Below are 20369 nucleotides of genomic sequence, written 5' to 3'. Positions count from 1 at the left end.
AGTGAGGCCCCGGCAACAGGTCTAGTCTCGAAGCCGTGACTTCCCACTACGATGTCGTCGTTCTCGGCGCTGGTCCCGGCGGTTACGTCGCCGCGATCCGTGCCGCTCAACTCGGCCTGCGAACAGCGATCGTCGAGCAGAAATACTGGGGTGGCGTGTGCCTGAACGTGGGCTGCATTCCGTCCAAGGCACTGCTGCGCAACGCGGAGCTGGCTCATATCTTCACCAAGGAAGCGAAGACCTTCGGTATCTCGGGTAACGCGACCTTCGACTTCGGCGCGGCGTTCGACCGCAGCCGCAAGGTCGCGGACGGCCGCGTCAAGGGCGTCCACTTCCTGATGAAGAAGAACAAGATCGACGAGTTCGACGGCACGGGCGCCTTCACCGGTCCCAAGTCGCTCTCGGTCGCGCTCACCAAGGGCGGTACCGAGGACATCACGTTCGACAACGTGATCATCGCCGCGGGCACCGAGACCAAGCTGCTGCCGGGCACCTCGCTGTCGGCCAACGTGGTCACCTATGAGGAGCAGATCCTCACCCGCGACCTGCCGGGCTCCATCCTCATCGTGGGTGCGGGCGCCATCGGCATGGAGTTCGGCTACGTCCTCAAGAACTACGGCGTGGACGTGCGCATCGTCGAATTCCTCGACCGCGCACTGCCCAACGAGGACGCCGACGTCTCCAAGGAGATCACCAAGGCGTACAAGAAGCTCGGCATCACCATCACCACCGGTGCGGCCGTGCAGTCCATCGAGGACGACGGGTCCAAGGTCACCGTCTCGATCAAGGACAACACGTCCGGTGCGATCGAGACCGTCACCGTGGACAAGGTGCTGCAGGCCGTCGGCTTCGCGCCGCGCGTGCAGGGTTACGGCCTCGAGAACACCGGCGTGCAGCTCACCGACCGCGGCGCCATCGCGATCGACGAGTACATGCGCACCAACGTCCCCGGCATCTACGCCATCGGCGACGTCACCGCCAAGCTGCAGCTCGCGCACGTCGCCGAGGCGATGGGCGTGGTCGCGGCCGAGACCATCGCGGGCGCGGAGACCATGTCGCTGGGCGACTACCGGATGATGCCGCGCGCCACCTTCTGCCAGCCGCAGGTCGCCTCGTTCGGCCTCACCGAGCAGCAGGCCCGCGACGAGGGCTACGACGTCAAGGTCGCCACCTTCCCGTTCACCGCCAACGGCAAGGCCCACGGCCTCGGCGACGCGCAGGGCTTCGTCAAGCTCGTCTCCGACGCCGAGCACGGCGAACTGCTGGGCGGCCACCTGATCGGACCGGACGTCTCCGAGCTGCTGCCCGAACTGACCCTGGCCCAGAAGTGGGACCTCACGGTCAACGAGGTGGCCCGCAACGTCCACACCCACCCGACCCTGTCGGAGGCCATCCAGGAAGCGATCCACGGCCTCGCCGGCCACATGATCAACTTCTGATCCGGCCCGAAGTACCACAACGGCCCGCTGCTGGCGAGAACCGCTGGCGGCGGGCCATTTTCGTCAGTTCGCTGCTCAGTTCGCCAGGTGCAGGCGGCGGTGCAGGGCGTAGACGCGGTCGGTCAGTTCCGGGAAGGGGCCCGAGACCGGTATGCCCGGCGCCACCTCCTGAATGGCGAGCGGGCGGATCGGGCCCGCGGGAACGCCGAACTCGTTGAGCCACTTCATGAGCTGCGCGGTGGAGGCGGCATAGACGATGCGGCCCAGGCCGACCCAGGCGTGCGCGGCCGAGCACATGGCGCAGTGTTCGCCCGAGGTGTAGACGGTCGCCGTCACCCGGTCCTCCGGGGCGAGGTGCGCCGCGGCCCAGCGGGCCAGCTCGAATTCGGGATGCCGGGTCGCGTCACCGCCGGAGACCCGGTTGCGGTCCTCGGCCAGTACGGTGCCGTCCGCGCCGACCAGCAATGACCCGAACGGCTCGTCCCCCGCGTCCAGCGCCTCGGCGGCCAGCTCCACGCAGCGTTCGAGGTAGCCCAGATCGGTGTCGGCGGACATGCGGCTCCGTTCGTCGGTTCAGGTGCGGTGATAGGCGGACTGTGCCGCTTCGATTTTCGCGATGTTGGATTCGAGGATCTCGATCAGTCCCACCAGCTGGTCGGCCACCTGCGCGCCCAGGTCGGTGAGGGTGTACTCGACGACCGGCGGGATGGATTGCTGGACTTCGCGATTGACCATGCCGTCGCGTTCCAGGGTCTGCAGCGTCTGGGAGAGCATGCGCTCGGAGATGCCGTCCACGCGGCGGCGCAGCGCCGAGAACCGGTAGGGGCCCTCGCGCAGGGCGGCCAGGGCGAGCACGCCCCAGCGGCTGGCGACGTCCTGCAGGACCGGGCGGGAGGCGCAGTTGCGGGCGAAGACGTCGGCTTCCAGGGTGGGGTCGTCCGGGTAGGACCGGTCGGAAGGCCGAGCATTCATGAGATCCAGGTTACCTGTCATTCGGGTAGTGGTTCGGGAATAGCATGTGCTTACTATTAGTTAGTGCATGTCAGCGGTGCAGTTCATTCCCTGAAAGCTGGAGGTAGTCATGACCGTCGCAGTCACCGGAGCAAACGGACAGCTGGGTCGCCTGGTCGTCGAGGCGCTGTTGAAGGACGGTTCGCAGCCGGTGGTGGCCGTGGTCCGCGATCCCGCGAAGGTCGCCGATCTGGCCGCGCGCGGCGTCGAGGTGCGGACCGCGAGCTATGACGATCCCGAAGCGCTGGAACGCGCCTTCCAGGGCGTCGACCGGGTGCTGCTGGTCTCCGGCAACGAGTTCGGTCAGCGCGTCGCCCAGCACACCAAGGTGCTGCGCGCCGCCGAGCGCGCGGGCGTGAAGCTGCTGGCCTACACCAGCATTCCGCAGGCCGGCCGCAACCCGCTCATCCTCGCCCGGGAGCACATCGGCACCGAGGCGGCGCTGGCCGGGGCGAACATCCCGACCGTGCTGCTGCGCAACGGCTGGTACTGGGAGAACTACACCGGCGGCCTGGCCCACGCCATCGACACCGGCGTGCTCCACGGCGCGGCGGGCGAGGGCAAGGTAACCGGCGCGGCCCGGGCCGACTACGCCGAGGCCGCCGCCCGCGTGCTCACCACCGACGGCCACGAGGGCAAGGTCTACGAACTCGGCGGCGACGAGACGCTCTCGTACGCCGAACTGGCGCAGGTCATCTCGGAGGTGTCCGGCAAGCCGGTCCGCTACCAGGACCTGTCGCAGGCCGACTACGCCGCGGCGCTGCGGGCCGCGGGTCTGGAGGCCGGCTACGCGGCCGCCCTGGCCGATGCCGACGCCGGTATCGCCGACGGCATCCTGGCCGTCGACTCCGGTGACCTGCGGCGGCTGCTGGGCCGCCCGTCGACCCCGGTCGCCGAGGTCTTCCGGGCCGCTCTCGGCTGATCGAATTAGCGCGGGGCCGATCGGGTTCCGGACCGGCGGGCTCAGTACCAGTTGTGGGCCTGCCAGAAGTCCCACGCGGCGTTCGGGCTGCCGTAGCGCGCGACCATGTAGCGGTAGGCCCAGCGCAGCTGGGTGAGCGGGTTGAACATCCAGTCCGGGCCCTCGCTGAACATCTTGTGCGCGGGTAGAGCCTGGGCCAGCCCGTAGGCGCCGGAGGTCGGGTTGATGGCGAAGACCTGCCAGTCGCTCTCATGCGTGATGATCTGGTTGAACGACCCCCACTGGTCCGCGGGCACGATGAAGCGGGACAGTGTCTGCAGGGCCGGTTTGGAGAAGCGCTGAGCCGCGCCGACCAGCTGCAGCAGGGACGCCGGATTCACCGGCAGGGCGGCCGGGAGCGCGGATTGAGCGATGGGATCGGCGATTTCGGTGCGCGCGTCGGCGGCGCCGACGGCGACGGTGAGCGGGGCGAGGGCCGCCACGAGCAGTCCCAGGGCGGCGGCTCGGAGCGGACGCGTGTCGAGAATGGGCAACGCCTGGTCCTTCCGTGTCGTCACGAAAAAACAGACCCACCGGTGTTCGGTTAGAAATCGACCGTACGCCCCGGTATTTCGGTGCGGGGGTCAGCGACACGCGGTGAAATGCCCGATCGCAGTGGAAGGACGGCGTCAGTGCGCCCGGCCGAGCAGCAGTTCGCGCTCGGTCTCGTTGGCCGTCAGCTCGGCCGCGCGCCGAAAGGCCTTCCGCGCCTCGGCGTCCCGGCCCAGCCGGGACAGCAGATCCCCGCGCACCGCGTGCAGCAGGTGATAGTCGTCGAGAGCGCCGCTGTCGACGATCACGTCGAGGAGTCCCAGCCCGGCGGCCGGTCCGTGCACCATGGCCACCGCGACCGCCCGGTTCAACTCCACGACCGGTGACGGAAACCGTTGCGCCAGCACCGCGTACAGTCCGGCGATACGCCGCCAGTCGGTCTGCGCGGCGGTCGGGGCCACGGCGTGCACGGACGCGATGGCGGCCTGCAGCGCGTACCGGCCCGGCGGCAGTTCCCGCGTCCGGTTCAGCGTGTGCGCGCGGGCCAGCGCGGCCAGCCCGCGGTCGATGGAGAGCCGATTCCAGCGCGAGCGGTCCTGATCCGGCAGCAGCACCAGGCCGTTGTCCGCGTCGCTGCGGGCGGTGGTGCGGGAGGCCTGCAACTCGAGCAGCGCGGCCAGCCCGTGCGCCTCGGGTTCCGCGGGCAGCAGCCCGGTCAGGATGCGGGCCAGACGCAGTGCGTCCGAGCATAATTCGGCCCGCACCCAGCGCTCGCCGGAGGTCGCGGTATAGCCCTCGTTGAAGATCAGGTAGATGACCTCGAGCACGGACTCCAGGCGCGCGGTCAGCTCCTCGCCCGCGGGCACCTCGTAGGGGATCCGCTTGGCCGCGATCGTGCGTTTGGCGCGCACGATGCGCTGCGCCACGGTCGATTCCGGGACCAGATAGGCCCGGGCGATCTCGGTCGTGGTCAGGCCGCCCACCATGCGCAGGGTGAGCGCGGCCCGTGCCGGCGGCGACAGCACCGGGTGGCAGGCGGTGAAGATCATGCGCAGCAGGTCGTCGGCGATGGCGGGTTCGGGCTCACCGGGCGGCTGCTCGGCCGTGAGCGCCTCCCGCCCGAGCAGCTCCAGCTTGCGCGCGAAGTTCACATCGCGCCGAATGCGGTCCACCGCGCGGTGTTTCGCGGTCAGCATGAGCCAGCCGCCCGGATTCGGCGGGACGCCGTCGCGCGGCCACTGTTCCAGCGCCGCGACGAGGGCGTCCTGCGCGAGCTCCTCGGCGGTCGCGATATCCCCGACCATGCGGGTCAGGCTCGCTACCAGCCGCGGCCATTCGATGCGCCAGGCCGCCTCGACGGCCCGGCGCGCCCGCTCCCGCGGCGAATTCAGTTCTGCCCGTCCAGTTGCCGGATCTCGATCTCGAGCTCCCACTCGGGTCCGTGCACGCGCAGGAACCGGGCGGCCCACTCGGCCGCTTCCTCGGACGAGCGGGTCTGCATCAGCAGGTAGCCGCCGATGATCTCCTTGGATTCGGTGAACGGTCCGTCCATGACGGTCTGCGTCCCGCCCGTCTGCCGGATCCGGGTGCCCTCCTCGATCGGGCGCAGCCCGGCGGTGTCGAGCAGCACGCCCGCCTTGGTCATCTCCTCGATGATCGCGTTGACCGCCGCGATCAGGTCGTCACCGGGGCCGTCCTCGGGCATCCGAGTGGGGTCCAGGCGAATCAGCGCCAGATGTCGCATCGTTCGATCCTCTCTCTAGGCGACTTCATACTTGACGAAAACGGCGCCGGAATCGAAGGTTTTCGATTCCAGCAGGTTCAGGTCCATCGCGGTCTTGTCGCGGAACAGCGGGGTGCCGGACCCGATCGTCGTCGGATGGATGATGAGGCGGTACTCGTCGATGAGTCCGGCCTCGGCGAACCAGTGCACCAGCGTCGGGCTGCCGTAGATGACCAGCGCGCCGCCGGTTTCCGCCTTCAGTTCCGCGATACGCGCCGCCCCGTCCTTGTCGATGATGCGAGTATTGCGCCACCCCGGCGACTCGAGCGTGGTCGAGAAGACGATTTTGTCGATGTTCCCGACCCATTCGGCGTGCTCGAGGTCGTGCGGGGTGGCCTCCGGGTTGCCGGGCACCGATGTCCAGTGATCGCGCATGCCCACGAAGGTCTTGCGGCCGTAGATCGTCGTCCCGATGTCGGCCCGGATGTGCTCGTCGTGGAACGCCGCCATGTCCGGGCTGTAGGAGCGGAAGGTGAACTCCAGCCCCAACTCGGTGTTCGAGGCCGCGAAGCCGTCGAGGGTGATGTGGTCGAAAGCGACTACCTTGCGCATCGGAATCCTTCCGTCGAGAGGGTGGACCGTGATCGGTCCTCGACTACTCCTCGAACGGGCCCGGGCGGATTCGACACCTCCGACAGAAGTTTTTCAGCGGTTCGCGGTCAGACCCACTGGACCAGCTGGATGACGATGCCGTTGGGGTCGAGGGTCTGGAAGTAGCGCTCGCCCCACGGCTCGGTCTCGATGGGCGTCACGATCGGCACGCCCTCCCGCTGTACCCGCTCGTATTCGGCGTCGATGTCGTCGACCACGAGGACGACCAGCAGGCCCTCGCCCGCGCTGCCCGCGATGCGCTCCGGCTTGAAGCTGCCGAGGCCGGTACGCAGGTAGATGAGATCGAAACCGGCGTCCTCGCGGGTGACGTTCACGAAGCCGTCGGCCGACATCTTCTCGGCGAAGCCGAAGTGGTCGATGACGAATTTCGCGGAGGCGATCGGGTCGGGCACGTTCAGGGAGATCGCGGATGCGGTGATGTTCATGGGTTCTCCTAGGCGCCGATTAACTCTGTACAACGTACGCTGTACGTTGTACGTAAATTCCGGACAGGCTGCAATGTGAGGACCGCCACACCGATACGATCGGCGGCGGAGGTGAGGCGAATGGCCGGAAAGGGCAGAGAACGCAGCAGCGCGGGCGACCCGGTGCGCACGCTGGAACTGCTGTGGCGCGAGCCCGGATCCGGCGGATCCACGCGCGGGCCCAAACAGCGCACCACCCTCGACGCCGTTGTCGCGGCCGCGCTGGAGATCGCCGACAGTACGGGGATCGACGCGCTCACCATGCGCTCGGTCGCGGCCAAGCTGGGTATCACGCCGATGGCCACCTACACCTACGTGCCGGGCAAGGCCGAACTGCTGGACCTCATGCTCGACACCGTCTACCAGCGCATGCCGCGCCACGATCTCACCGGAATGCCTTGGCGGGAACGAGTTTCCACGATCGCCGCCGAGAATCGCGCCCTGCTGGCCGAGCATCCGTGGGTGGCGTATCTGCCGACCACGCGGCCGCCGCTGGGTCCCGGCGTGGCCGCGAAATACGACCACGAGCTGCGCGCCTTCGACGGGCTGGGCCTCGCGGATCTGGAAATGGACGCCGCGCTCACCTATGTGCTGGGCTTCGTGACCTCGACCGCGCAGCTGGCCATCGACACCGCGCGGGCCGCGGCCGACAGCGGGACCTCCGATCACGAGTGGTGGGAACGGGCGGCCCCGCTGCTGGCGCGGGTCTTCGACGCCGGCCGCTATCCCCTGGCGGCCCGCGTCGGCGCGGTCGCGGGACGGGCTCACGACAGTGCCTACAGCGCGGACCACGCCTACGAGTTCGGACTGGCCCGGGTCCTGGACGGATTGGCCGTTCTCATCGAAAACCGCAGGCCCTGAGCGCAGCCGGGCGGCTCGGGCGACACGCGGAAGACAGACCGATCGGGACGATGGTCTCAATTTCGCCGCGCGGACCGGGCGTTCGCGGGCAGAATTCCATCCATGCCGCGATCAACCCCGGCAATCGTCGCCGCCGAAACCTTCAGTCGGGCAGCGCAGCCGGTGCTCCCGGTGGGAGATGGGCTGGTATTGCGGCCCTGGCTGCGCCGAGACGGGCCCGAGGTGTACGCGGCCTTCCAGGATCCCGCCATCCGCCGCTGGCATGTGCGCACCGCGGACACCGTGGAGGAGGCGGGCGACTGGGTCGACACCTGGGCGCGCTCGTGGAGCGGTGGCACCGCGGCCAATTGGGCCGTCGCCGACAGTCACAGCGGCCGGTTGATGGGCCGGGCCTCCCTGCATCACATCGAGCTCGGGCACGGTGAGGCGGAGGTGGCGTACTGGGTGGTGCCGGCGGCGCGCGGTCGCGGCATCGCCCCGCGCGCGGTGGAGGCGCTGGTCGGCTGGGCCTTCGAGGTGGCCGGATTCCACCGCCTGGAATTACGGCATTCCGTCCACAACGCCCAATCCTGCCGGGTGGCACACAAATCCGGCTTCGTCCTCGAGGGCATCAACCGCAGCGCGGGCTTGCACGCCGACGGCTGGCACGACATGCACCTGCACGCCCGCATCCAGCCCGCCCGCCCCGCCGAACCCGCCTACCGCCACCCCGAGATCGTCCCCGAGGCCGCCACCCAGCCCGTCTACCGCCTCCGCCGCTGACTCCACGGCCCGGTCGGCGGGCGGGGTCAGCGGTCGGTCTGGATGCGGAGGGCGGTGATGGTGCTGGCCAGGCCCTCGTATTGGTTGGTCAGCAGGACGATCTCGATGAGGCGGCGTTCGTCGTAATGCTCGGCGAGGGATTGCCAGGTGGCGTCGTCGAGGTCGCGGGTGGTGACCAGCTGGTCCACGGCGGTGAGTAACGCGCGCTCCTTGGCGGACCATCCGGCGGCGGCCGGGCCCTCGCGGAGGCGGTCCAGGATGTCGGCGGTGACGCCCGCGCGGCGGCCCAGCCGGATGTGGTGGTCGGTCTCGTACTCGCATTGGCGCAGGTGCGCGACGCGCAGAATCACCAGTTCGGACTCGTAGCGGCGCAGTTTGCCGCCCGGCATGAGACGGCCGGAGAAGTGCAGCCAGCCCCGGAACAGACCGCCGGTCCGCCCCAGCGTGCTGAACAGATGCGCGTCCTCCGTGCCCGCGGCGCGGGAGAGCGCCTGCCAGACAACCCAGTTCACCGGACCGAGCTCCCGCAGGCGACCAGGAGCGATGCGTGGCTTCGTCGACAGCATAGGACCTAGTCAACAGCATCCGAAGCATGGATGTGTACTCCTGGATCGTTATCAACTCCGTCGGTGACGGAGCAGCGGCGCTGCGACCGCGTCGTGTGGGACGCTCCCGTAACCGGGTCGGATCGCATCGCCATGCGACGGTGAATCCCCGATCCAACTGCGTAGGTGGCTGAGGTCGGCAGCAGGTAGGCGCGCATCACGATCGGCCTCGGGCATCGCTCGAACTTGTTCACCTCGCAGCACCCGTCCTCTACTAGTTCAACGCTGACTATTCGAGCCGAACCTATCTGCAGTTTTCGCAACTATGTTCGAATTCTGGTGAAACGCTGAAGACTGTCCCGATTTGCGGTGTATCACTCGCGTGTCGGGAATTGTGTAGTCCCGTTCAGCGCGGTCGGGGTCATTCACGGACAGCCTGGCCGAGTTTGGTGAGCTCCAGCGCGCGGCGAGCGCGGGTGAGGACGTGCGCTCGGGAGCTGGTGAGGTGGGCCAGCAGTGTGCGCAGGGCGCTGTCCAGATCCCCGGCGAGCAGATGCTCGGCAAGGGTGATGTGGTCCGCGGCCATCGCGGCGATCCGCGCCGGAGTGGGCATGTCCAGAGCGCGCACCGGTCGCACCCGGGCGTGCACCGTCGAGAGCGCGTCGGCCAGTGCGGAATTACCGGCGGCCAGCAGGAGCGTGGTGTGGAATCGTTCGTCGGCGGCGATGAGCTCGGCCCCGGGCTCGGGCGGATGCTCGCGCACCCGGCGCCAGATGTCGAGCTCCCGCTCGACCGCACCCTTGTCGTGCAGCGCGACCGCGGGGTGGGCCGCGGCGACCGGTGGCACGGCGGCTGTGGCCAGCGGCTCCGGGAATGCCGCCTCGGTGGCCTGCAGCCGTTGGATTCCTCTGGCTTCCAGAACGATTCGGAGTTCGTAGAGGTCGCCGAGTTCGTCGACCCGGGGGCGGTACGGGTAGAGGCCGTCGGTCTGGCGTTCCAACAGGCCGTCGGCGAGGAGCCGGGCCAGCGCCTCGCGGACCGGGGTGCGGGAGACGCCGTAGGTCTCGGCGAGGCGTTCCTCGCCGAGTCGCTCGGTCGGTACCAGCGTCCCGGCCGCGAGATCGCGCTGCAAGGATCGATAGACCCGCTCGGACAACGGAATACGCCCCCTGCGCGCGTTCACGGAGTGTCCGATCAGATCGCCATGGCCTGGCGCACCGCGGATTCCGCGCTGGCGCCGCCCGCCCCGGAGGAGGTGACACGGCCCGAGCGCAGGACGTAGAACTGCTGCGCGGCCTGCAGCGCGAAGCCGATGTGCTGTTCGACCAGCAGCACGCTGAGTCCGCCCCGGCCGGTGAGCTCGATGATGGTGCGTTCGATCTCGGCGACCACTGAGGGCTGGATGCCCTCGGTCGGCTCGTCGAGGATCAGCAGCGCCGGTTCGGTGATGAGGGCGCGGGCGATGGCCAGCTGCTGGCGCTGGCCGCCGGAGAGCAGCCCGGCCTTGCGGGACAACAGCTCCCGCAGCGCCGGGAACAGGTCCAGCGCTTCGTCGATGAGCACCTTGCCGCGTTTGCGGCCGTCGGCCACCACCTGGAGGTTCTCCATTGTGGACAGCTGTGGAAAACTCTGCTGCCCCTGTGGAACATAGGCGAGGCCGCGCGTGACCCGCCGCGACGGCGACATCTTGGTGATGTCCTCGCCGCCGAAGCGGATCCGCCCCGACTTGGCGGGCAGCAGGCCGACCGCCGCGCGCAGCAGCGAGGTCTTTCCGGCCCCGTTGTGGCCCATGATGGCCGCCACGCCATTGTCCGGAACCGTCAGGGACACACCGTGAATCACCTCGGTGCGGCCGTAGCCGGTGTGTAGGTCAACGAGTTCCAGCATCCGCGGCCTCCTTCGCCTCGTCCGATTCCTGCTCCGCGCCAATGGATTCGGTAGTGCTGGTCTCCGCGGCCGGCAGCTCGCCGGCCGCGGCGGTGCCGAGGTAGACCTCCTGCACCTTCGGATCGGCCTGCACCTGCGCCACGGTGCCCTCGCTGAGGACGCGGCCGCCCGCGAGCACCGTCACCGAACTGGCGAACGCGCGCATGAAATCCATATCGTGCTCGACAACGATGACCACCCGCTCACCGCCGATGCGGCGCAGCAGGTTTCCGGTCTCCTCGCGTTCTTCGGCGCTCATGCCCGCCACCGGTTCGTCCAGCAGCAGCACCGAGGCGTTCTGTACCAGCAGCATGCCGATCTCCAGCCACTGCTTCTGACCGTGCGCGAGCACCCCGGCAGGCTTGTCGCGCAGCGCGGCGAGCCCGGTGGTCTCGAGCGCCTCCTCGATGGCGGGCAGCACCGACCTGCGCCGGCGCAGCAGGGTGAGCGAGGAACGTCCCGCACCCGCGGCGATATCGAGGTTCTGCAGCACGGTGAGCTGTTCGAACACGCTCGCCGTCTGGAAGGTGCGGCCCACCCCGAGCCTGGCGATCTGATGCACCTTCCGGCCGATCAGTTCGGCGCCGGTCTTCTGGGCCGAGCCGGTCGCGGGCACCAGGCCGGTGATGGCGTCGATGAGGGTGGTCTTGCCCGCGCCGTTGGGTCCGATGAGGAAGCGCAGATCGCCCTGCAGGACGGTCAGATCCACGTCGGAGACGGCCTTGTAGCCGTCGAAACTCACCGACAGGCCGCGGATTTCGAGGTATTCGCTTTCCATTCCGGCGTTGCCGCCGATTTTCGGTTCGGGTGCGGTCATCGTGCTTCCACCTTCTGCTCGGCCTCCGCCTCGGCCTCCGGCTCGGCCTCGGCCGCTGCCTCGATCTCGGGCTCGGCGGCCGATTCCGATGCGGCGTCGGGCGCTGCCGTGGGCCGCAGCCGCTCCAGCAGCTGCTTGGCCATGGGACCGAATCCGGCCAGTCCGGCCGGAATGAAGCCGACCACCACGACGAACAGCGCACCCTGGAAATAAGTCCACGCCGACGGGAAATGCTCGGAGAACGTGGTCTGCGCCCAGGCCACGCCGATCGCGCCCAGCACCGGTCCGAGCAGGGTGGTGCGACCGCCGATGGCGACGCCGATCAGGAACGCGATGGACGGGACCACACCGATGTCGGCGGGGGAGATGATGCCGACGATCGGGGTGAACAATGCGCCCGCGATGCCCGCGAAGAACGCGGCCACCACATAGGCGACGATCTTGATATTGGCCGGGTCGTAGCCGAGGAAACGAACCCGCTCCTCCTGGTCACGCACGGCGACGAGTAGTTCCCCGTACCGGCTGCGCATGAGCTGGCGCGCCACAGCCACCACTATGAGCAGCGTGCCCGCCGCGATGAAGAACAGCATGCGCCGGTTCACCGGATCGTCCAGGCGGAAGCCGACGAACGACCGGAAGTCGCTCAATCCGGTGAACCCGCCGATGGTCTGCTGTCCGGTGAGCAGGATCGCCAGCGCCGCGGCCAGCGCCTGGCTCAGGATGGCGAAGTACGCGCCCTTGACCCGGCGCTTGAACACCCCGAAGCCGAGCACCGCGGCAATGGCGGCGGGCAGCACCGCGATCGCCAGCAGCGCCACCGGTGCGGACTCGAAAGGCCGCCAGTACGAGGGCAATTGGTCCACACCCGCGATGGTCATGAACTCCGGCACATCCTCGTGCGCCTTGGCGGCATCGGCCATCTGCATGTGCATGGCCATGATGTACGCGCCGATGCCGAAGAACACGCCCTGCCCGAGGGTCAGCATGCCGCCGCGGCCCCACGCCAGGCCGATGCCGACCGCGACGATGGCGAAACACAGGAACTTGGCGAGCAGGCTCAACCGGAAGTCGGTGAGCATCGCCGGTGCGAGACCGAACAGGACTATGGCGGCGATGACGAAGCCGCCCAGGGCTTTCAGGGAAGAGTTGGCACTCAGCCGCTGGATGGTGGTCATGCCAGACTCCTCGTCCGGACGGTGAACAGGCCCTGCGGGCGCACCTGCAGGAAGATCACGACCACGACGAAGACGATCACCTTGGCGACCGTCGCGGTGGTCGAGTACTCGACGAACGAATTCAGCAGGCCCATGGCGAAGGCCGCGATGACGGTGCCCTTGATCTGCCCCAGACCGCCGATCACGACCACCAGGAAGGCGTCCACCAGGTACGACTGCCCGATGGTGGGGCTGGTGGAGCCGATCAGGGTCAGGGCCACACCGGCCACCGCGGCCAGCCCGGAACCGATGAAGAAGGTGCTCACATCGGTGAGACGTGAAGAGACGCCGGAGGTTTCGGCCAGGCTGCGGTTCTGCACCACCGCCCGGATGCGGCGGCCGAGCGGCGTCGTCTCGAGCGCGGCGGCAAGCGCGATCACCGCCGCCACGGCCAGCACCATGATGAAGATGCGGGTCTTGGGCACCACGGTGCCCGCGATGGTGAGGCCGCCGGTCAGCCAATCCGGCGCGACCACGTTCTTGGCGGGCGCGCCGAAGACGTCCCGCACCGCCTGCTGCAGGATCAATCCGACACCGAAGGTGACCAGCAGGGTGTCCAGGGGTCGGTCGTACATCCAGCGGATGAGCCCCATTTCCAGGGCCGCGCCCAGCAGGCCGCCGACCAGGAAGCCGACGAACAGCGACACGATCAGCGCCACGCCCGTCGCCGAGATCAGTTGTTCCACAACGTAGGTCGTGTAACACCCGGCCATGATGAATTCGCCGTGCGCCATATTGATGACGCCCATCTGACCGAAGGTCAGCGACAGGCCCAGCGCGGCGAGCAGCAGAATCGAGCCCAGACTCAGGCCCGTGAACAGCTGTCCGACAGCGACGTCCATGATGTGTACCTCGTGAATTCGTTTGGTGGAGAACGCCGTACGGCTGGTGCGAAGTAGCGGTGAAAATGCCAGCCGCCGCACCGCACCAGCCGCCCCTCATCGGCGATCGCCGAATTACTTCAGGCCCTTGGCCCAGTCGTAGTTCTTCAGGTACGGGTCCGGCTGGATCGGCTTGCCGGAGTCCCAGACGGTGTAGATGAGCCCGTCGGGGTGGATCTCACCGATGCGCGCGGTCTTGGTGATGTGGTGGTTGGAGCCGTCGATGGTGACGGTGCCCTCCGGCGCGTCGAAGCTGACGCCGTCCGCGGCCTGCTGAATGTCGGCCACCGCGAACGACTTCGCCTTCTCGACGGTCGCCTTCCACAGGTAGACCGAGGTGTAGGCGGCCTCCATCGGATCGGAGGTGGGCTTGGCCGCGCCGTAGGCCGCCTTGTACGCGGCGACGAACGCCTTGTTCTGCGGGGTGTCGACGGTCTGGTAGTAGTTCCAGGCGGTCAGCTGGCCCGCCACGTTCTGCACGCCGACGCCGCCGACCTCCTCCTCCGCGATGGACACCGAGACAACCGGCATGTCAGCGGCTTTCAGGCCCGCATTGGCGTACTCGCGGAAGAAGGCGACGTTCGAGTCGCCGTTGAGGGTGTTGAACACCGCGCCCGCCTTGGCATTGCGGACCTTGTTGACGATGGTGGAGAAATCCGTGGATCCCAGCGGCGCGTAGTCCTCGCCCTTGATCTCGATGCCATTGGCCTTGGCGTACGCCTTGATCTCGCGATTGGCGGTCTGCGGGAAGACGTAGTCGGAGCCCACCAGGTAGAGGGAGGTGATGCCCTTCTGCTTGAGGTAATCCAGCGCCGGAATGATCTGCTGATTGGTGGTGGCGCCGGTGTAGAAGATGTTCTTCGAATCCTCCAGACCCTCATATTGAACCGGATAGTAGAGCAGGGAATTCAGCGATTCGAACTTGGGCTTCATGGCCTTGCGCGACGCCGAGGTCCAGCCGCCGAAGACCGCGGCCACACAGTCGGAGCTGATCAGCTTCTCCGCCTTCTCCGCGAAGGTCTTGGGATCCGAGGCGCCGTCCTCGAGCACCACATCCAGCTTCTTGCCCAGTACGCCGCCCGCGGCATTGATCTGGTCCACCGCCAGCTTGGTGGCATTGGCGACGGTCACCTCGCTGATGGCCATGGTGCCCGTCAGCGAGTGCAGGGAGCCGATCTTGATGGTGTCCTTCGAAGTATCCACGCAGGACTTGGCATTGGAGCCGGAGGCGGTGTCGCTGTCGCGCGAACCACACCCGGCGATCATGACGGCGGACAGCGCCAGCGCGGTCGGAATGGTGATCGCCTTGATCAGGCGGGCGGCCCTGTCCCGGTGGGGAGAGTCGTGCATGGGCGGATCCTTCACTTCACGGTGTTCGGCGACGCCACCTGCGCCGCTTGCGAATACCGCCGCGTATACAGCGGCTGTATTCGTGGAACGAAAGGTAAACGGGAAGTGTTGCGCCGGAATGACTCCCGATGAATGCCCGATTTCCTGCATTGCCGTGAGGTGAATTTCTGCTCACCGCAGTGCGGTTCGAAAGGCGTGAGGAGAATGTCCTTGCAGGTCAAGGCATATGAAACGGCTCGAGCCGGTATCAGCGAAAGCTGACACCGGCTCGAGCGCGGTGGTGAGATCGGTCAGTAGCAGTACTGGTCGTGCGTGTAGTAGTCGGTGTGGCAGTCCTGCTCCCAGGTCCACCCGTCCTGGCGGTCATCGTTCGTGGTGCCCGCGCCCGCCGCACTGCCGGTGCCGCCACCGATCAGCGCGCCGATCATGGCCGCGAACGGCAGCGCGATGATGCCCAGCCCGCCCGTCGCCACCGCGATCACGACACCGACCACGAGACCACCGAGCGCACCACCCAGCGCCCCGATGGCACTACCGGTTTGGATCGCGCGTTGCTTCGGCGAGGTCGGCACCCACCGCCCGATATCCGCGGCCCCCGGCTGCGCGACCGCCGCGGCATCCGGATGCGCCACCAGCTTGGTGCCGTTGTCCTCGATGCTCGGATGCATCGAAACCACCAAATCCGTGCCAGTCGCGGTCATCGCCAACGGCATGCTCGACACCACCACTCCGGAACCATCGAGCACATCCACCGATGCGTCGGTCAGCCGAAATGTCCCACCGCTGAGAGTCGTAGTAACTGTTTTGTCCGAATCCGACCGAACAATGGAATACCCCACATCGTCCTGATCGCGAGCGGGATGCCGAATCGACTGCACCGCAGCCGGATTCGGCGTCGGCGACGCATAGGACGTACCCCCTGAGATCGCCAGCGCAGCAATGGTGAGCGCGGCCGTAGCGATTACTTTCTCGAATTTCACACGATCGTGTTCGCGCCGGGTTCAACGAGCGTTTCCCACCCGGATAGGTCATTGAATCCGTCACCGAATGATCTACAGCGAAACGCGACTTCGGTGCAGCGCGCCACCTCGGCCGGGTGCGCCGGGACGGCGGCGGCTCCGTAGGGTGGAGACGACATCCCCTCCGAGCTCGGTCGCGGCCACGGTCGTCCGGATACCGCAGCCCCCGGCTCCGGCTCCGCCGCCGACCCTTTGGAATCCCTCGGCCTTTCCGCCCCTGGATCCCGGTCCGGGACAGGTGTCTTCGCGCTGGCGGACAATCTCGGTCCTGCTGATGGTGCGGGCGGTGGCCATGGCCGGTTTGGCGGGGGGGGGATCTCTTGGAAATACCTGCGCCCGAGGGGACCTGCGCCGCTGCTGTGGGGTGCCCACCACAGGATCGTGGTCGGTTCTGATCGCGCCGCCTCACTGAATCACATAGGGGGAGATGGAGCTTCGGTGTTCGCTGATGTCGAGGGTTTTGCCCAGGGGTGGGAAGGCGCGCTGGGGGCAGTTGGAGCGTTCGCAGACTCGGCAGCCGGCGCCGATGGGGGTGGCCTTGGGTTCGATGAGGTCGAGGCCGTCGGCGTAGACAGTGCGGCCGGCGTGGCGGAGTTCGCAGCCGAGGCCGATGGCAAAGGTTTTGCTGGGGTCGCCGAACCGGGTGGCGCGGCGTTCCACGGTGCGGGCGATCCACAGGTATTTGCGGCCGTCGGGCATCTGGGCGATCTGGGTCATGATCTTCGCGGGGTAGGCGAAGGTTTCGTAGACATTCCACAGCGGGCAGGTGCCGCCGCTGGAGGAGAAGTGGAAACCGGTGGCGGACTGGCGCTTCGACATATTGCCGGCCCGGTCCACGCGGACGAACGAGAACGGGACACCGCGGAGTTTGGGGCGTTGCAGCGTCGACAGGCGGTGGCAGATCGTCTCGTAGCTCTGGGTGAAGAAGGCTGACAGGCGTTCGATGTCGTAGCGGAAATCCTCGGCCACCTCGTGGAAATGGGTGTACGGGAGCACCGTGGCGGCAGCGAAATAGTTGGCCAGGCCCAGTTTCGCCAGCACGATCGAATCGTGGCCGCTGAAATTGCCCTCCGCCACCAGTTTGTCGATCAGATCGCCGCATTCCAGATAGGCCAGTTCGGCGGCCAGCTTGAAGACTCGCTGCCCGCCCGAGAGATGCGGCGCGATCTCGAGGCGGCGCTGATCGGGATCGAAACGGTGCAGCACGCCGTCGCCCAGATCGATGCGCTCCACGATCTGCACGCCGTGCGCGTCGGACAGCCGACGCGGGATCTCGCGCTTCAGGTCACCGCCGTGGAATCGCATGCGATGCGTGAGTTCCTCGGCGGCGGTATCCAATTCGTGAATGTAGTTCTGCCGCTGGTAGAAGTAGTCGCGCACTTCCTCGTGCGGTTTCGAGATGGCCGCCGAACCGCTGCCGTCGGCGAAACGGTCCTCGGTGGCGGCGGCCAGCTGCGCGGTCGTATTCCGGTAGCGGCGATGCATGTTCACCATGGCGCGCGCCAAACCCGGGTGCGCGGAGACCATTTCGGCGATCTCCTGCGCGTCGGCCTCCACCCCGAGCTCCTGATCCATCACGACCTCCTGGAGTTCGGCGATGAGCCGGGTGTCGTCCTGGGAGGAGAAGAAGCCGGCGTCGACGCCGAAGACTTCACTGATGCGCAGCAGGACCGGTACGGTGAGCGGGCGCACGTCGTGTTCGATCTGATTCAGATAGCTCGCGGAGATCTCGAGCTTCTTGGCCAGCGAGACCTGACTCAAACCGCGCTCGGTGCGCAGCTGACGCAGCCGCGCACCGACGTAAGTCTTGGCCATGCGCCCAAGTTTATTGGGGCATTCGCATCATTGCCAATGTGAGAGTTAGCAGAGCTGTTGAGCTCTGTGTCACATCGTTGTCGGTCGCCGGGGTTACCGTCACAGGGTGCTCTTGTCCGATGTGGTTGAGGCGTCACAGAGTGTGCGGGCGACGTCGTCGCGTAAGAACAAGATCAATCTCTTCGCCGAGCTGCTGAAACAGGCCGCGCCGGAGGAATTGGCGCAGGTCGTGGCCTGGTTGTCCGGCGAGCTGCCGCAGGGGCGGATCGGCACGGGGTGGCGGACGCTGACCACGCTCGAGGTCGGGTCGGCCGCCGCGCCCACGCTGTCCGTGGACGATGTGGACAAATCCTTCAGCGCACTCGCCGAAGTCGCGGGCAGCGGGTCCGCGGCCCGACGGCAAGAACTGCTGGTCACCCTGTTCGGGTCCGCGACCGCGGGCGAGCGCGAATTCCTGCTGCGCCTGCTGACCGGGGAGATGCGGCAGGGCGCCCTGACGGCGATCGTCGCCGAGGCGGTGGCCGTCGCCTTCGAGGTGCCGCTCGCGGCGGTGCGCCGGGCCCACATGCTGTCGGGGCGGCTGCCGGTCACCGCGGTCGCGGCACGCACCGGCGGCGCCGCGGCGCTGGCCGCGTTCCGGCTCGAGGTCGGGCGCCCGATCCAGCCCATGCTGGCCTCGCCCGGCGCGACCCTCGAGGAGGCCATGGCCGAATTCGAGGGACGGGCCAGTGTCGAGCACAAGCTGGACGGCGCCCGCGTCCAGGTGCACCGCGACGGTGAGCGGGTGTGGGTGTTCACCCGCACCCTGCGCGACATCACCGCCAGCGTGCCCGAACTGGTCGAGGTGGTGCGGAAACTCGACTGCACCAGTGTGGTCCTGGACGGAGAAACGCTGGCGCTCAACGATTCCGGCCGCCCGCGTCCCTTCCAGGAGACCATGAGCCGCTTCGGCGCCACCACCTCCCGGGAACTGCTGCTGCACCCCTACTTCTTCGACTGCCTCCACCTCGACGGCGCCGACCTGCTGGACGCCCCGCTGCGCACCCGCCGCGAGGCCCTCACCGCGGTGGCCGGCGGCCTGACCATTCCGGCCCTCATCGCCCCCGACGCGGAGGCGGCCGCCGAATACTTCGACGGCGCGCTGGCCGCGGGCCACGAGGGCATCATGATCAAATCCCTGGACGCCCCGTACGCGGCGGGCCGGCGCGGCCGTTCCTGGCAGAAGATCAAACCCACCCACACCCTCGACCTCCTGGTGCTCGGCGCGGAGTGGGGCTACGGCCGCCGCACCGGTTACCTCTCCAACCTCCATCTGGGCGCCCGCGACCCGGATGGTGGCGAGCCGATCATGGTCGGCAAGACCTTCAAGGGCCTGACGGATGCCCTACTCCATTGGCAGACAGTCGAATTCCCCCGTCACGAACGCGAACGCGACGGCAACACCGTCTACCTCTATCCGGAGCTGGTGGTGGAGATCGCGCTCGACGGCGTCCAGACCAGCCCCCGCTACCCGGGTGGCGTGGCGCTGCGTTTCGCTCGCGTGGTGCGGTATCGCCCGGACAAGGAACCGCATCAGGCCGACACGATCGATGCCATTCGCGCCCTGCTACCCGTTACGGAATAGCTCCATGCTCACAGAGGATTCACAGCTGGAATAGGGGACGCTCCGAGTTTCGGGCGACATGATTCACCTGTCGACGCGCGATCGGACGGTTGTCAGGTGACGGGTCACGGGGTACTGCCACCGCACTCCCACGCGGATTCCCTGTGCGCCCGTGCGGTCCGAGGGCCTTCGACGGTGGATTGCGCATGGTCCACCTGTGTGGCCGGTGGTGCCCCGCCCCTCGCCGGGCACCTCCGGCCGCGGTCATTGCGCGGTCAGGATTCTTCGCGGTCAGGATTCGTAGTCGTGCGTGCCGGTCAGATTCGGCAGCCGGCGGCGGCCCGCGGCCAGCTCTCCCGCCAGATCCTCATAGGCGATGGCCAGTTCGGTGAGCCGCTGCGCGGCCTCGTGCACCGCGTCGTCGGGCGACATGGCCAGGGTCAGATAGGCGAGTGCGGAGAACTGGGCGAGCCGGTCCACCACCGTCCCGACGGTTTCGGTGTGCAGGTGGGCGTCGCGGGCGGCCTTGGGGAGTTCGGCCGCTACCCAGCTGTCGATGTCGTGCACCAGCCGCGCCCGGTCGTGGTCGATCCGACCGGTGCCGTTCGCCGTGGTGAGCCGCCGCTCGTGCAGGTCCGCGAGTAGGCCGGCGCAGCGCAGCACCGGATGGTCGTCGGGGGGCAGGCCGCGGCAGGCCTGCAGCAGCAGATGTTTCGGTGGGAGCGGATGCACGGCCGACATCCTGCCCGTCGAATATCTCCGAATGGCAACGACATTCGGTGCCACTTTGCGATGCAGGGGTTGCATCCGGTGC

General features: G+C 67.8%; 22 protein-coding genes. 5 read left to right on the top strand and 17 right to left on the bottom strand.

Translation table 11 applies throughout. The features are described from left to right. Positions 1-35 precede the first annotated feature (35 nt). Positions 36-1439, top strand: a complete 1404-nt coding sequence (gene lpdA / locus ON33_RS28430; RefSeq protein ID WP_040862184.1) for a dihydrolipoyl dehydrogenase — start codon at positions 36-38, stop codon at positions 1437-1439. 75 nt (positions 1440-1514) lie between these two features. Here lpdA and ON33_RS28425 read toward each other — a convergent pair whose 3' ends face one another. Further along, positions 1515-1994 (bottom strand): nucleoside deaminase, encoded by a 480-nt coding sequence (locus ON33_RS28425; RefSeq protein WP_040862183.1) that lies wholly within the window; start codon positions 1992-1994, stop codon positions 1515-1517. A gap of 18 nt (positions 1995-2012) precedes the next feature. Then, positions 2013-2411: a winged helix-turn-helix transcriptional regulator gene (locus tag ON33_RS28420; protein ID WP_040862182.1), complete on the bottom strand. Its 399-nt coding sequence runs from the start codon at positions 2409-2411 to the stop codon at positions 2013-2015. Positions 2412-2520: 109 nt separating this feature from the next. On the opposite strand from ON33_RS28420, the gene ON33_RS28415 reads away from it, so the two are divergent. Then, positions 2521-3372 (top strand): SDR family oxidoreductase, encoded by an 852-nt coding sequence (locus ON33_RS28415; protein ID WP_040862181.1) that lies wholly within the window; start codon positions 2521-2523, stop codon positions 3370-3372. A 41-nt stretch (positions 3373-3413) separates the two neighbouring features. On the opposite strand, the gene ON33_RS28410 is transcribed toward ON33_RS28415, so the two are convergent. From ON33_RS28410 to ON33_RS28390, 5 genes are all read right to left on the bottom strand, one after another. Then, entirely contained in the window at positions 3414-3929 is a 516-nt protein-coding gene (locus ON33_RS28410; protein WP_051152952.1) for an aggregation-promoting factor C-terminal-like domain-containing protein, read from the bottom strand. A gap of 111 nt (positions 3930-4040) precedes the next feature. Further along, positions 4041-5294, bottom strand: a complete 1254-nt coding sequence (locus ON33_RS28405; RefSeq protein ID WP_040862207.1) for an RNA polymerase sigma factor — start codon at positions 5292-5294, stop codon at positions 4041-4043. Next, complete coding sequence (locus ON33_RS28400; RefSeq protein WP_040862180.1) at positions 5291-5647, bottom strand: YciI family protein; 357 nt, start codon at positions 5645-5647, stop codon at positions 5291-5293. The genes ON33_RS28405 and ON33_RS28400 overlap by 4 nt, the downstream gene beginning before the upstream one ends. A gap of 15 nt (positions 5648-5662) precedes the next feature. Then, positions 5663-6238 (bottom strand): dihydrofolate reductase family protein, encoded by a 576-nt coding sequence (locus tag ON33_RS28395; protein ID WP_040862179.1) that lies wholly within the window; start codon positions 6236-6238, stop codon positions 5663-5665. Positions 6239-6345: 107 nt separating this feature from the next. Then, positions 6346-6723 carry a VOC family protein gene (locus ON33_RS28390; RefSeq protein ID WP_040862178.1) on the bottom strand — a complete coding sequence of 126 codons (378 nt, stop codon included), beginning with the start codon at positions 6721-6723 and terminating at the stop codon, positions 6346-6348. 120 nt (positions 6724-6843) lie between these two features. Here ON33_RS28390 and ON33_RS28385 point away from each other — a divergent pair, with 120 nt between their 5' ends. Together ON33_RS28385 and ON33_RS28380 are read left to right on the top strand one after the other, a co-directional pair. Further along, a complete protein-coding gene (locus ON33_RS28385; protein WP_040862177.1) occupies positions 6844-7623 on the top strand; it encodes a TetR/AcrR family transcriptional regulator in 780 nt (259 codons plus the stop codon). A gap of 102 nt (positions 7624-7725) precedes the next feature. Next, positions 7726-8385, top strand: a complete 660-nt coding sequence (locus ON33_RS28380; RefSeq protein WP_063711085.1) for a GNAT family N-acetyltransferase — start codon at positions 7726-7728, stop codon at positions 8383-8385. A gap of 26 nt (positions 8386-8411) precedes the next feature. Here ON33_RS28380 and ON33_RS28375 read toward each other — a convergent pair whose 3' ends face one another. The 9 genes from ON33_RS28375 to ramB all read right to left on the bottom strand — a co-directional run bounded on the left by ON33_RS28375 (position 8412) and on the right by ramB (position 17952). Beyond that, complete coding sequence (locus ON33_RS28375; protein WP_040862176.1) at positions 8412-8951, bottom strand: carboxymuconolactone decarboxylase family protein; 540 nt, start codon at positions 8949-8951, stop codon at positions 8412-8414. A 400-nt stretch (positions 8952-9351) separates the two neighbouring features. Then, the gene (locus ON33_RS28370) at positions 9352-10113 is read right to left on the bottom strand and encodes a GntR family transcriptional regulator (RefSeq protein WP_040862175.1); all 762 of its coding nucleotides are present in this window, start codon (positions 10111-10113) and stop codon (positions 9352-9354) included. A gap of 11 nt (positions 10114-10124) precedes the next feature. Then, positions 10125-10817 (bottom strand): urea ABC transporter ATP-binding subunit UrtE, encoded by a 693-nt coding sequence (gene urtE / locus ON33_RS28365; RefSeq protein ID WP_040862174.1) that lies wholly within the window; start codon positions 10815-10817, stop codon positions 10125-10127. After that, on the bottom strand, positions 10801-11673 hold the full coding sequence (urtD, locus tag ON33_RS28360) for an urea ABC transporter ATP-binding protein UrtD (protein ID WP_051152950.1): 873 nt from the start codon (positions 11671-11673) through the stop codon (positions 10801-10803). The genes urtE and urtD overlap by 17 nt, the downstream gene beginning before the upstream one ends. Next, a complete protein-coding gene (gene urtC, locus ON33_RS28355; RefSeq protein ID WP_051152948.1) occupies positions 11670-12848 on the bottom strand; it encodes an urea ABC transporter permease subunit UrtC in 1179 nt (392 codons plus the stop codon). The genes urtD and urtC overlap by 4 nt, the downstream gene beginning before the upstream one ends. Further along, a complete protein-coding gene (gene urtB / locus ON33_RS28350; protein WP_040862173.1) occupies positions 12845-13729 on the bottom strand; it encodes an urea ABC transporter permease subunit UrtB in 885 nt (294 codons plus the stop codon). The genes urtC and urtB overlap by 4 nt, the downstream gene beginning before the upstream one ends. 114 nt (positions 13730-13843) lie before the next feature. Continuing rightward, complete coding sequence (urtA, locus tag ON33_RS28345; RefSeq protein WP_373281070.1) at positions 13844-15034, bottom strand: urea ABC transporter substrate-binding protein; 1191 nt, start codon at positions 15032-15034, stop codon at positions 13844-13846. Positions 15035-15408: 374 nt separating this feature from the next. Continuing rightward, positions 15409-15957 (bottom strand): DUF8020 domain-containing protein, encoded by a 549-nt coding sequence (locus tag ON33_RS28340; protein ID WP_505792447.1) that lies wholly within the window; start codon positions 15955-15957, stop codon positions 15409-15411. Positions 15958-16542: 585 nt separating this feature from the next. Next, positions 16543-17952 (bottom strand): acetate metabolism transcriptional regulator RamB, encoded by a 1410-nt coding sequence (ramB, locus tag ON33_RS28335; RefSeq protein ID WP_040862171.1) that lies wholly within the window; start codon positions 17950-17952, stop codon positions 16543-16545. Positions 17953-18058: 106 nt separating this feature from the next. Between ramB and ON33_RS28330 the strand changes: the two genes are divergently transcribed. Next, positions 18059-19576 carry an ATP-dependent DNA ligase gene (locus ON33_RS28330; protein WP_040862170.1) on the top strand — a complete coding sequence of 506 codons (1518 nt, stop codon included), beginning with the start codon at positions 18059-18061 and terminating at the stop codon, positions 19574-19576. A 270-nt stretch (positions 19577-19846) separates the two neighbouring features. Here ON33_RS28330 and ON33_RS28325 read toward each other — a convergent pair whose 3' ends face one another. After that, complete coding sequence (locus ON33_RS28325; protein WP_083869371.1) at positions 19847-20287, bottom strand: DUF4254 domain-containing protein; 441 nt, start codon at positions 20285-20287, stop codon at positions 19847-19849. Positions 20288-20369 lie beyond the last annotated feature (82 nt).

The sequence above is a fragment of the Nocardia niigatensis NBRC 100131 genome (assembly GCF_000308655.1).
Taxonomy (GTDB): Bacteria; Actinomycetota; Actinomycetes; order Mycobacteriales; family Mycobacteriaceae; genus Nocardia; species Nocardia niigatensis.
The sequence above is the reverse complement of the archived record's forward strand: the minus strand, read 5'-3'. Positions and strand labels throughout refer to the sequence as shown.

Excerpts from the sequence above, each read along its gene's own strand:
- ON33_RS28385 (WP_040862177.1), top strand. The coding sequence starts at position 6,844 with ATGGCCGGAAAGGGCAGAGAACGCAGCAGCGCGGGCGACCCGGTGCGC.
- ON33_RS28380 (WP_063711085.1), top strand. The coding sequence starts at position 7,726 with ATGCCGCGATCAACCCCGGCAATCGTCGCCGCCGAAACCTTCAGTCGG.
- urtE (WP_040862174.1), bottom strand. The coding sequence starts at position 10,817 with ATGCTGGAACTCGTTGACCTACACACCGGCTACGGCCGCACCGAGGTG.
- ON33_RS28415 (WP_040862181.1), top strand. The coding sequence starts at position 2,521 with ATGACCGTCGCAGTCACCGGAGCAAACGGACAGCTGGGTCGCCTGGTC.
- urtA (WP_373281070.1), bottom strand. The coding sequence starts at position 15,034 with ATGATCGCCGGGTGTGGTTCGCGCGACAGCGACACCGCCTCCGGCTCC.
- ON33_RS28400 (WP_040862180.1), bottom strand. The coding sequence starts at position 5,647 with ATGCGACATCTGGCGCTGATTCGCCTGGACCCCACTCGGATGCCCGAG.
- ON33_RS28420 (WP_040862182.1), bottom strand. The coding sequence starts at position 2,411 with ATGAATGCTCGGCCTTCCGACCGGTCCTACCCGGACGACCCCACCCTG.
- ON33_RS28375 (WP_040862176.1), bottom strand. The coding sequence starts at position 8,951 with ATGCTGTCGACGAAGCCACGCATCGCTCCTGGTCGCCTGCGGGAGCTC.
- ON33_RS28425 (WP_040862183.1), bottom strand. The coding sequence starts at position 1,994 with ATGTCCGCCGACACCGATCTGGGCTACCTCGAACGCTGCGTGGAGCTG.
- urtB (WP_040862173.1), bottom strand. The coding sequence starts at position 13,729 with ATGGACGTCGCTGTCGGACAGCTGTTCACGGGCCTGAGTCTGGGCTCG.
- ON33_RS28390 (WP_040862178.1), bottom strand. The coding sequence starts at position 6,723 with ATGAACATCACCGCATCCGCGATCTCCCTGAACGTGCCCGACCCGATC.
- urtD (WP_051152950.1), bottom strand. The coding sequence starts at position 11,673 with ATGACCGCACCCGAACCGAAAATCGGCGGCAACGCCGGAATGGAAAGC.
- urtC (WP_051152948.1), bottom strand. The coding sequence starts at position 12,848 with ATGACCACCATCCAGCGGCTGAGTGCCAACTCTTCCCTGAAAGCCCTG.
- ramB (WP_040862171.1), bottom strand. The coding sequence starts at position 17,952 with ATGGCCAAGACTTACGTCGGTGCGCGGCTGCGTCAGCTGCGCACCGAG.
- ON33_RS28395 (WP_040862179.1), bottom strand. The coding sequence starts at position 6,238 with ATGCGCAAGGTAGTCGCTTTCGACCACATCACCCTCGACGGCTTCGCG.